This is a genomic window from Quisquiliibacterium sp., from assembly GCF_982640115.1.
This window is the reverse complement of record NZ_CEXFHW010000153.1, coordinates 1-10,033: the sequence shown is the minus strand read 5'-3', so window position 1 is coordinate 10,033 and position 10,033 is coordinate 1. Positions and strand designations below refer to the sequence as shown.

The following is a 10,033-nucleotide window of genomic DNA, read 5'->3' as shown; positions in this document are numbered from 1 at the left end:
GCCCGTCGCGCCGGCGCCGCACGGCGCCGGCGCGATGCGGGCGAACGGTATCGACGGGCAGCGGGTCATCGACGGGCAAGCCCCGACGAGACCGTGCTGTCCGGCTGCTCAGGCCTGGAGGGCGCTGGGTGGCCGCTGAGGCGGCTGCTGGCTGACCGATCGCCAGACCGGGATGAGGCCGGGCGACTGCACCACCTCCCCGGGCGGCAGACACCCGGCAGGCCCGACCGGCAGCGCCGGCTGTGCAGCGGCGCCGGCTGTCTGGGTGTCGGTCAGTTCCTCGTCATGCTCGTGGTCGAGCAGGACCGAATCATCATCGTCAGCGTGGTGGTGCCGTGCGCTGTGATCGTGGTGGTGCGTCAGCGGCGCCGGCGCACAGCAGACCTGCTCGACGGCCGCGTCGTTCCAGGCATGATGATGCGCCGGCCCGAGTGCCACCAGCCAGGCCTGCGCCGCGCCGTGCCAGGGCAGCAGGAGCGCCAGCAGCACGACGGTCAGACGCAAGCGCCCGAGCATGGGTCAGGCGAGCAGCAGGAGGGCCCTCATGAAGGGATCATACCGCGCCATGGTCAGGCGGCTCGCCGCGCAGCAGCGCCCCCCATGACGAGAACGGCAGCACACCAGGACTCGTGCCCAGCCCTCTGAACCCATAACCACCGGTGAAGAGAAGGCAGGATACCTCGGCTCCGAAGGCGCAAGCCGCATCCACCGCGCTGTCACCGATCAGCAAGGACTCATGGGCCTCGGCTCGCAGGGCCGAGATGGCGTGGAGCAAGGGTACGGGCGAGGGCTTGCGCTCGACACAGGTATCGGCACCCACAACCAGTTCAAACGAGGCAAGCAGGTCAAACGCTGCGAGCAGACGCACCGCCTGGGCCTCGAGCTTGTTGGTGCAGACCGCAAGCCGAACTCCCCGATCGCGAAGCCGATCCAGGACCGGTCGCACGCCGGGATACGGTGCCGACCGAACCGCCAGAGAGTGCTCATAGCAGGCGGCATAGCGATCGATCAACCGTGCCCGACAAGCCGGCGCAAGCCCGAGGTGGTCGATGGCGGCGTCGACGCTGCCCTCGAGTCCCCCGTGGAGAGAGCTTCGAACGAGATCCTCGCCGACCCGCCCTGACCCTTCGCCGGCCAAGGCCTGATTGAGCGCGTCAGTCAGATCCGGCAGGGTGTGAACCAGTGTCCCGTCGAGGTCGAACACCAGCGCCTGCCGCTGCCAGAACAGCTCTGCTGCGTTCACAGCGGGAATCGCGGCGAGGCATCGGCAAAGTCATGCAGATGCACGACGCTGCTCTCGAGCCCGGCCAGCACGACCGCATATTGCGGCGGCTCCAGGCTGCCCGGTACGCGGTCGGTCTGCGTCAGCGACAGCGCGACCTGATGGTTCGTGCCGCGCACAGTGGAGAAAGGCACGCCCAGCCAGCTCCCTGCCATCGGTCTGTGAAGATGGCCGAAGAACAGATGGCGGATCCGTCGAAGATGCGGCGTGATCGCTTCCCGCAGGGGTCCGGGTTCGCGAAGGCTGATGCGGTCCATGGCACCGATGCCCACCGGAAACGGCGGATGGTGAATGTAGAGGTTCACCGGCTGGGAGCCACTCGCAGCCAGCTCATCGGCCAGCCAGCGCGCCCGCGTCTCGCAGAACACGCCCCAGGAGACTCCGGGCTCGTTGCTGTCGAGTACCACATGGCGCATCGCACCGTCATTGAAGGCGTACTGCACATAGCCGCCCTCGATGGTCGGCACCTCGGGGAAGGCATTGACGAAGTGGCTTCGGTCGTCATGGTTGCCGATGAGCAGCCGCACCGGGATGGTCAGCGCCGCCAGCTCCTCGCGCAGCGCCTGATAGGCGGCAGGCTCACCCCAATGAGCCAGATCACCGGTGATGATGGCGAAGCCGGCATCGGGATGCTCGCGATTGATGCTGTCGATCGCCTGCCGCAGGCGCCATGCCGGGTCGATGCCATAGAGTGCCCGACCCGCCTCGACCAGATGGGTGTCTGTCAGGTGGATGTGCTTGAACATGGTTCAACCCTTGCGCGGCAGCAGTGCCTGGACATCACCCACCATCTTCGCGAGCACCGCGTCGGCCGGCGCCTTGCGGCTCACCACGGTCTGCAGATGATCGTTGATCACATCGGTGATGCGCAGCGCGTTCTGGCCGGGGAAGGCATACCAGCCGGTGATCACGTCCTGCTGGCGGATCGAGATCTGGTGGTTGGGGTTCTGGGCGTAGAAGTCGGCCAGCATGTCCTTGCGCTGGGCAGGAATGGTTGTGGCCGGCATATAGCCGGTGGCCTTGACCATCATCGTGGCGCCGACCGGACCGCACGCGAACTTGATGAAATCCCAGGCCGCCTTCTGCCGGGCAGCATCCTTGGTGAACATCATGGCCACATTGCCGCCGGCGGGCAGGCGCGCGCCCGGGGCCGAAAGCGGATAGCGGCCGCACACCAGCGGGAAGCGTCCGCCGATCTCGCGGTTGAAGCGGCCAAGCTGGGCGGTGGACTGCATTGCAATGCCCATGCGCCCGGCAAAGAAGTCCTGGAACATGGTTGCGGGCTGGATGTCGGGCATACGGCCATCCTCGACCATGCGACGCAGTGCGCGCATGGCGGCCTGGCCTGGCGCCTCGCCAAAGCTCACCTTCGATTCATCCGCACTCATCATGCTGCCGCCGTGACTGAAGACCAGGCCCTGCCAGGACCAGTTGCCGGTGATCGTCCAGTCGAAGAACAGGCCGGTGCGGTTGCGGCCGGCGTCGTGAATGGCCGCGACGAGCTTGTCGACCTCCTCCCAGGTCGCGGGCAGCTTCTCGGGGTTTCCGCCAGCTTCCTTCACCAGCTGCGCGTTGTAGTAGAGGATGGGGGTCGACAGCGAGAAGCCGATGCCGGTCTGCGTCCCGCCCACCTGACCAAGCGACAGCAACGAAGGGGAAAAGCCCAGCTCGCGGGTCTGCGGGTCGGCATCCATGAACGGCTTGAGGTTGACCGGAATGTTCCTCTCGGCGAGCGTGCGTTGCCGGTTCAGTCCGTGGAAGGCGACATCGGGCAGGGTGTTGGTGATCGCGTCGCGCAGGTTGCGCTGCATGATCCGCTCGTAATCCTCCTCGGGCGCACGCAGGCTGATCTTCACCTGCGGGTTGCGCGCCATGAATTCCCTGGCGATCGACTCCATCAGGTCCTTGAACAGAACCGGGATCGAGTACGCCACCGTGAGCTCCACCGGCGCGCCCTGGGCTCGGATGATCGCGGGCATGGCCAGCGCGCCGGCCGAGGCGGCGCCCAGCGCGGTGAATCGACGACGGTCAGGGTTCTTCATGGAAGCAGGCTCCGTTTCAGGGTGGGAAGTCATTTCACGGCGGTCATGGTCACGCCGTCGATGAACCATCGCTGCGCGATCAGGAAGGCGATCACCAGCGGCGCGGTGATCACGGTGGCGGCCGCCATCAGCGGCCCGTAATTGGTGCCGGCTTCGGCGTTGCTGAAGAACACCACCCCCAGCGGCGGGGTGGCCAGTGTGTCGGTCTGGATGACGAGCAGCGGCCAGAAGAAGTCGTTCCAGTTCCAGACCAGCGACAGCAGACCGAAGGCGACCAGTGCCGGCAGCGCGGTGGGCAGCATGATTCGCCACACGATCGCGAATTCGCCCAGACCATCAAGCCGGGCTGCGCTGATCAGGTCATCGGGCACGGTCTGGAAGAACTGGCGCATCAGGAAGATGCCGAACACCGAGATCGTCGAGGGCAGGATGAGCGCGGCGTAGCTGTCGAGCAGACCGAGTTTCCACAGCCCGATGTAAAGCGGGATCGCCGGCACCTGTGGCGGCACGAGCAGGGCGAGCAGCACGAACAGGAAGCTGGCTTCACGGCCTCGCCAGCGCAGCTTTGCGAGCGCGTACGCGCACGGCAGCGCGAACAGCGCCTGCGCCGCGAAGATGCAGGCGGTCACGAACAGGCCATTGAGCAGAAACCGCCCCAGTGGTTGCCGGCTGAAGGCCATCCGGTAGTTCTCGACGGCGTGCCAGTGCTCAGGCAGCAGCCGGAATTCCGGCGCGAAGATCTCGCCCGGCGACTTCAGGCTGATGGCGACCATCAGCACGAAGGGCGCCACCATCAGGAAGGCCCCCGTCAACAGCAGGGCATGGCGCAGCCACTGGAAGGGCAGTGAGCGCTTTCGGACAGACATCATGTCAGCTCCCGTCGCGGCGCCGGTCGAGCAGGCGGGTCTGCGCCCAGGTAAGCAGCAGGACAAAGGCCAGGAAGACGCAGGTGAGCGCGGCCGCGTAGGCCGAACGCAGAAAGGAAAAGCCTTCCTGGTACATCTGGTAGAGCAGCACCGAGGTAGCCTTGTTCGGTCCGCCCTCGGTCAGCACCGCCACGGTGTCGAACACCTGGAAGGAGCGGATCGCGGTGATGGTCACGACGAAGACGAGCGAGGGGCCGAGCATCGGCCAGGTGACCCGGCGGAACCGCTCCCAGGCGGAATCCACGCCATCGACCGAGGCAGCGTCGTAGAGATCACCCGGAATGGCCTTCAGGCCGGCAAGAAACAGCACCATGTTGAGACCCACCGCCTGCCAGATGCCGATCAGGCCAAGGGCATACAGGGCGGTATCCGGGTTCTTCAGCCAGTCGGGGCCGGTGATGCCCACGGCGGCCAGCGCCTGGTTGATCAGTCCGGCCGTGGGATGCAGTGCAAACTGGAAGACCAGCGCCATCGCCAGCAACGTGGAGGTGACCGGCAGGAAGAAGAGCGTCCGGTACAGCCCCTTGAGGCTCTCGCCAGCCTCGATCAGCAGGGCCACGCCCAGCCCGAGGAACACCGATGCCGGCACCGTGAAGGCAACATATGCCAGCGTGTTGCGCAGGCTGATCCAGAACACCCGGTCATCCCAGAGTTCCCGGTAGTTGGCGAAGCCGGCAAAGCCGATGTCGGGCGAGCCGAAGGTCCAGTCGGTCAGCGAAAGCCCCACCACCACCACCGCCGGACCGAGCAGCATCAGCCACATCAGCACCACCGCAGGCCCGGCGAGCAGCCAGGCCGCCATGGCCTCGGCGCGGCCCACGGCCTGCCTCGATCGCGCCGATGCGGTCACAGCGGGCGCAGCGACAGCCATCTCAGGCATGGGCAAACCCCGCCTGGGCGCGCGGCGCCGCCGTGCTCGGCCGTACCCGTCGTCCGGCGAGGTCGAACACGAGGACGAAAGAGGCAGACGCGCACAGGTCGATCGATTCGCCGATCGTCAGCCCGCGTGCCCGTTGCGGTTCGACCCGGGCCACCACCGGGCGCGCCTGGTCGGCAATGTCGACATGAACGAGGGTCTCGCCGCCAAGCGCCTCGAGATGGCGGATCCTCCCACGCAGGCCGCAGTCATCGGGGCTGCTGACCGGCCCGAGCCGCCAGTGTTCGGCACGGACCGCCGCAGTGCAGCCCTCACCCGATTGCGCACCCACACTCACCGGCCAGTCGATACCCGCAACGCGCAGCCCTCGAGCCATGACGACCGCAGCCAGCGTGTTGATCCGCGGCGTGCCGATGAACTCGGCCACCCGCAGATCGAGCGGATCGTCATAGATCTCCTGCGGCGGAGCAAGCTGCAGGAGACGCCCGTCCATCATCAGGGCCACCCGGTCGGACATGGTCATCGCCTCGACCTGATCGTGGGTGACATAGACGAAGGTGGTCGCCAGCCGGCGATGCAGGTCGGCGATCTCGGCCCGGGTCTCCACGCGCAGCTTGGCATCGAGATTGGACAACGGCTCGTCCATCAGGAAGACCTTTGGATGCCGCACCATCGCCCTGCCCAGCGCGACACGCTGGCGTTGCCCGCCGGAAAGCTGCGCGGGCCGCCGCGCCAGCAGACCGCTCAGGCCAAGCGCGCCGGCCACCTCCGCCACCTCGGCGTCGATCTGCCGGCGGGCTCTGGCCGAACCCGACACCCCGCGTCCCAGCACGGGCAGGCGCTGCCAGGCCGACAGGCGCCGCATCGTCAGCGGCAGAGCCATGTTCTGCGCCACGCTCATGTAGGGGTACAGGGCATAGCTCTGGAACACCATCGCCACATCGCGGGCCTTGGGGGCGAGTGCGTCCACGGCAAGACCGTCGATGCAGACCTCCCCGGCGTCGGCATGATCCAGGCCTGCGATGATCCGCAGCAGCGTGCTCTTGCCGCATCCCGACGGTCCGACCAGTGTCAGGAATTCCCCGTCGCGGATGTCGAGGTCGATGCCATCGAGCACCTGGGTGGCCCCGTAGCGCTTGCTGATGTGACGAAGGCTGAGACTGGCCATGGCAATCAGGTGGGTGAGAGTTGGTCGGACACAGGCGCGAGGCGAACGGACAGGGGATGCGTCTGCTCGTCCGCAGAGGGCCGCAGGTACAGCGTCGCCTCGTCCGCTTCGCGAAGATCCCCGGCGGGCAGATCGAAGACCACCCTGCCCTGGCGCAGACCGATCAGCCGGTCGGCGAACTCGCGCGCCAGGCCGACCTGGTGGAGGCTGCACAGCACGGCCATGCCCTCCTGACGCGCGACTGACGCAAGCAGTGCGAGCACCTGTCGTGCCGACTCGGGATCGAGACTGGCCACCGGCTCATCGGCCAGCAGCACGCGACCGCGCTGGGCGAGCACCCGGGCGATCGCCACGCGCTGCTGCTGCCCGCCGGAGAGCGAGTCGGCGCGCTGCCAGGCCTTCTCGAGCAGCCCGACCCGGTCCAGGCAGGCCAGGGCGAGTTGCCGATCCTCGCGCGCGAACCGGCGTGCCAGCACCCGCCAGAAAGGTGCGTCGGCCAGGCAGCCGGTGAGGACATTGTCGATCGCGCGCAGGCGGCCGATCAGATTGTGCTGCTGAAAGACCAGACCGATGCCGCGGCGGATCTCGCGCAGCGCCCGGGGGCCAAGCCGATCGACGCGCTGGCCAAGCACGCATGCATCGCCAGACCCGGGGCGCACCAGTCCGCTCAGACAGCGAAAGACGGTCGACTTGCCGGCCCCGCTCGGGCCGAGCAGCACGACGAACTCGCCCGGGCGGACCGCCAGGGACACGGCATCGAGCGCAGTGGCCGCGCCGTAGCGCACCGAGGCCGTTTGCAGTGCGATCGCGGGTTCGGTGATGCCAGCGTCCATCAGACCAGCCTTCGGCGAAGCCACGCGCTGCACTGATCGATCAGCGTCACCATCAGCAGCACCGCCGCGGTCAGCGTGAACAGCCGTGAGAAGTCGAGCAGATCGAGTGCCGCCTTGATCTCGATGCCGATGCCACCGGCCCCCACGATGCCCAGCACGGTCGAGGTGCGCACATTGGCCTCCCACACATACAGAGAGACCGAGGACAGGGAAGGCAGCACCGAGGGAAGCACCGCGTGGGCCATGATCCGGCCGGGCCCGGCGCCCGACATCGCCGCCGCCTCGAGCGGCGCGCGTGGCAGGGTCTCGATCGCCTCGCTGTTCAGCTTGGCGATGACGCCGATCGAGTGGACGATCATCCCCAGGACACCGGCGAACGGCCCGAGCCCCACCGCTGCCACGAACAGGATCGCGAACACCACCGTGTCGATGCCGCGGCAGGCGTTGCCGAACCACCGCAACGCCGCCGACAGCCACGGCCAGGGGCCGACATTGCCGGCCATCAGCATCGACATCGGCGCGGCGATCAGCGCCGCCACCAGCGTGCCCACCGTCGCGATCGCGACCGTCTCGAAGGCCCGATACGCGACCGCGTCGAGTTCCTGGAGGTTTGGCGGCCAGGCAGTGGAAGCCCACTGCGCCATCCGGGGAAGTCCCCGCACGAGCGCGACCGGATCCACGCGCGCCACCCAGCAACAGATGGCGATGAATCCGGTGACGGCCACGAACAACGCGACCCGCCTGAGGACACGGGCGGAGCGCCAGTCCAGTCTTGGCTCGAGGTATCCGCCCGACCCGGGCGTGATCGGATGGCCAATCGCGGACATGACTGTCAACCCTTGAGCACGCCGACCTCGCGGCCCATGGTCTCGAGCTTCTGGTACGGCTCGTGCCCGGTCGGCACAAAGCCGGTGTACGGCCAGGGCATCAGTTCCTTCGCGCGGGCCTCCGGCACCGCGGCAAGCGCCTCCTGCACACGGCGGGCCAGCGCCGGATCGAAGCCGCGGCGAACCACCACCGGCTCGTTGGGCAGGGGTTCGGACTCCCACACCACCTTGTTGGCATCGGGCTTGAGCTGGCCGTTGCGGATCATGGTGTTGCGGTGGGTATCCCAGCCGGTGGCCAGATCGACCTGCCCGCCGACGGTGGCCATCTGCGCCGCCGCCGCCGATGCTCCTTCGGCGTAGCGTCCGAAGTGACTCTTGGGATCGATGCCGCGGGAACGCATGAAGTGCGTGGGCACGAGCCAGCCCGAGGTCGAGCCGACATCGAGCATCTGCATCGAGAGGCCACGGGCATCCTCCGGGAATCGCCGAATCTCCAGCCCGGGTCGGGCCACGACGATGGCCTTGTAGTACGGGCGCCCCTGGATCATGAGCATCGCAATCGCCTGGGCGTCTCCCTTCTGACGGGCGAGAACATATCCCCAGGGACCCATCTGGGCCATGTCGATCTGCTCGCTGGCCAGTGCCACCGAGATGCCGGCCCAGTCATTGGCCACCGTGAGTTCCATGTCCGCGCCTGCCTGATCGCAGACCATCCGGTAGAGCGGCTCCCAGACCCGGCGGGTGTCCGACTGGGTCGGCTGCTGCGGGCCCAGGCCGATTCGGATCAGCGGTCGGCGCTGCGCCCGCAGGATGGCTGGCACGCCGAGCACGGCACCGGCGGCACCGAGTCGGACAGGGGTGGACAGAAACTGACGACGACGGGTCATGCGAGCCTCGGGTTGGTGGACTGGGACCGAGGTTAGGCAGGCGAGATGTCGGCTCCGTTAACGAAACCGTCAAGTCGATCAAGCAGCCTATAGATTCCTTCTATGAACGACGAGAGTCGCGATGGCTGGCTCGGCGCTGAGTGAACTGCGTGCTTTCGATGCCACCGCCCGGCTGGGCACCATGTCCGCGGCAGCCAGGGCGCTGGGCCTGCGGCAACCCACGGTATCCGCGCACATCGCCAGTCTTGAGGACGCGTACCGGGTGGAGCTGTTCCATCGCCGGGGGCGGCGCGTGGAGCTGACCAGCTTCGGTCGATCACTGGCCGAACTCACCAACCGGATCTTCCGTGCCGAGCAGGACGCGCAAGCCCTGCTCGCGGGTGCGCGAGACCGTCATCAGGGAAGGCTCACGCTGTGTGCCGTCGGGCCTTACAACCTCACACCGCTGCTGCGTCGCTTCAGGGCGAGGTGGCCGGCCGTGAGCGTGGCCGTGAGCGTCGGAGACTCGCGCGAGATCGTCGAACGGATTCTCGACTACCGGGGCGATCTTGGTGTGCTGGTTCACGCAGTGAACGATTCCCGGATCCACTGCGTGCCGCTGCGACGACAACGCCTGATGATCATCGCGCATCGTGCGCATCCGCTTGCACGCTTGCAGAGCATCGGTCTCGACGATCTGCGCGATCAGGAGTTCGTGCTCAGGGAGGACGGCTCAACCACCCGGAAGGTGTTCGAGGAAGGTTTGCGCCAGGCTGGGGTGCAGATCCGCAGTTCCCTTGAGATGGGCAGCCGTGAGGCGGTGCGCGAGGCGGTCGCGCAGGGGCTGGGGCTGGGCGTGGTGGCCGACACCGCCCATGTCGCTGATCCCCGACTGGTCGCGTTGCCGATCCATGGCCCGGGCCTGTTCACCCACTCCCATGTGATCTGTCTGGCAGAGCGTCAGCGCGTGCCGCTGATTGCCAGCTTCCTCACGCTCATCGATACCGAGGAGCCGCCCGGATCCCGCTGACGATGGCGCAGGATCGACAGGACGCGGCGGCCGGGCGGTATCCTTGCCACGCCGCATTTCCCGCCAACGCCCCAGGAGACTCCATCCATGCTCGACCCAACCGGCCGCTTCGAAGATCCGCAACTGGAGAGCCTGCTGCCTCCCACCGCGCTCAACCGGCGGGGCTTCCTGGCCGGCGGTGC

11 protein-coding genes are annotated in these 10,033 nt (G+C 67.5%); 1 reads left to right on the top strand and 10 read right to left on the bottom strand.

The window, feature by feature from the left end:
• Nucleotides 1-108: 108 nt before the first annotated feature.
• Genes AC2H6A_RS15050 through AC2H6A_RS15005 form a run of 10 tightly spaced genes read right to left on the bottom strand, consistent with a single transcriptional unit; the run spans nucleotide 109 to nucleotide 8,842 of the window.
• The gene (locus AC2H6A_RS15050) at nucleotides 109-516 is read right to left on the bottom strand and encodes a hypothetical protein (RefSeq protein ID WP_484274443.1); all 408 of its coding nucleotides are present in this window, start codon (nucleotides 514-516) and stop codon (nucleotides 109-111) included.
• Nucleotides 517-553: 37 nt separating this feature from the next.
• Nucleotides 554-1,243, bottom strand: a complete 690-nt coding sequence (locus AC2H6A_RS15045; RefSeq protein WP_484274441.1) for an HAD-IA family hydrolase — start codon at nucleotides 1,241-1,243, stop codon at nucleotides 554-556.
• Nucleotides 1,240-2,028 carry a phosphodiesterase gene (locus AC2H6A_RS15040; protein ID WP_484274439.1) on the bottom strand — a complete coding sequence of 263 codons (789 nt, stop codon included), beginning with the start codon at nucleotides 2,026-2,028 and terminating at the stop codon, nucleotides 1,240-1,242. The genes AC2H6A_RS15045 and AC2H6A_RS15040 overlap by 4 nt, the downstream gene beginning before the upstream one ends.
• Nucleotides 2,029-2,031: 3 nt before the next feature.
• On the bottom strand, nucleotides 2,032-3,324 hold the full coding sequence (locus AC2H6A_RS15035) for an ABC transporter substrate-binding protein (RefSeq protein WP_484274437.1): 1,293 nt from the start codon (nucleotides 3,322-3,324) through the stop codon (nucleotides 2,032-2,034).
• A 29-nt stretch (nucleotides 3,325-3,353) separates the two neighbouring features.
• Complete coding sequence (locus AC2H6A_RS15030; protein ID WP_484274435.1) at nucleotides 3,354-4,193, bottom strand: carbohydrate ABC transporter permease; 840 nt, start codon at nucleotides 4,191-4,193, stop codon at nucleotides 3,354-3,356.
• A 1-nt stretch (nucleotide 4,194) separates the two neighbouring features.
• Nucleotides 4,195-5,070 (bottom strand): carbohydrate ABC transporter permease, encoded by an 876-nt coding sequence (locus AC2H6A_RS15025; RefSeq protein WP_484274433.1) that lies wholly within the window; start codon nucleotides 5,068-5,070, stop codon nucleotides 4,195-4,197.
• Between the two features lie 52 nt (nucleotides 5,071-5,122).
• Nucleotides 5,123-6,295: an ABC transporter ATP-binding protein gene (locus tag AC2H6A_RS15020; RefSeq protein WP_484274431.1), complete on the bottom strand. Its 1,173-nt coding sequence runs from the start codon at nucleotides 6,293-6,295 to the stop codon at nucleotides 5,123-5,125.
• A gap of 5 nt (nucleotides 6,296-6,300) precedes the next feature.
• Nucleotides 6,301-7,128, bottom strand: a complete 828-nt coding sequence (gene phnC / locus AC2H6A_RS15015; RefSeq protein WP_484274429.1) for a phosphonate ABC transporter ATP-binding protein — start codon at nucleotides 7,126-7,128, stop codon at nucleotides 6,301-6,303.
• Complete coding sequence (phnE, locus tag AC2H6A_RS15010) at nucleotides 7,128-7,955, bottom strand: phosphonate ABC transporter, permease protein PhnE (RefSeq protein ID WP_484274427.1); 828 nt, start codon at nucleotides 7,953-7,955, stop codon at nucleotides 7,128-7,130. The genes phnC and phnE overlap by 1 nt, the downstream gene beginning before the upstream one ends.
• Nucleotides 7,956-7,960: 5 nt before the next feature.
• On the bottom strand, nucleotides 7,961-8,842 hold the full coding sequence (locus AC2H6A_RS15005; protein WP_484274425.1) for a phosphate/phosphite/phosphonate ABC transporter substrate-binding protein: 882 nt from the start codon (nucleotides 8,840-8,842) through the stop codon (nucleotides 7,961-7,963).
• 121 nt (nucleotides 8,843-8,963) lie between these two features.
• On the opposite strand from AC2H6A_RS15005, the gene AC2H6A_RS15000 reads away from it, so the two are divergent.
• Entirely contained in the window at nucleotides 8,964-9,851 is an 888-nt protein-coding gene (locus AC2H6A_RS15000; RefSeq protein WP_484274423.1) for a LysR substrate-binding domain-containing protein, read from the top strand.
• The last annotated feature ends 182 nt before the right edge of the window (nucleotides 9,852-10,033 follow it).

Bases quoted from the DNA above. Each gene is read 5' to 3' on its own strand.
- AC2H6A_RS15050 (WP_484274443.1), bottom strand. From the start codon at position 516: ATGCTCGGGCGCTTGCGTCTGACCGTCGTGCTGCTGGCGCTCCTGCTG.
- AC2H6A_RS15040 (WP_484274439.1), bottom strand. From the start codon at position 2,028: ATGTTCAAGCACATCCACCTGACAGACACCCATCTGGTCGAGGCGGGT.
- AC2H6A_RS15035 (WP_484274437.1), bottom strand. From the start codon at position 3,324: ATGAAGAACCCTGACCGTCGTCGATTCACCGCGCTGGGCGCCGCCTCG.
- AC2H6A_RS15030 (WP_484274435.1), bottom strand. From the start codon at position 4,193: ATGATGTCTGTCCGAAAGCGCTCACTGCCCTTCCAGTGGCTGCGCCAT.
- AC2H6A_RS15020 (WP_484274431.1), bottom strand. From the start codon at position 6,295: ATGGCCAGTCTCAGCCTTCGTCACATCAGCAAGCGCTACGGGGCCACC.
- phnC (WP_484274429.1), bottom strand. From the start codon at position 7,128: ATGGACGCTGGCATCACCGAACCCGCGATCGCACTGCAAACGGCCTCG.
- phnE (WP_484274427.1), bottom strand. From the start codon at position 7,955: ATGTCCGCGATTGGCCATCCGATCACGCCCGGGTCGGGCGGATACCTC.
- AC2H6A_RS15005 (WP_484274425.1), bottom strand. From the start codon at position 8,842: ATGACCCGTCGTCGTCAGTTTCTGTCCACCCCTGTCCGACTCGGTGCC.
- AC2H6A_RS15000 (WP_484274423.1), top strand. From the start codon at position 8,964: ATGGCTGGCTCGGCGCTGAGTGAACTGCGTGCTTTCGATGCCACCGCC.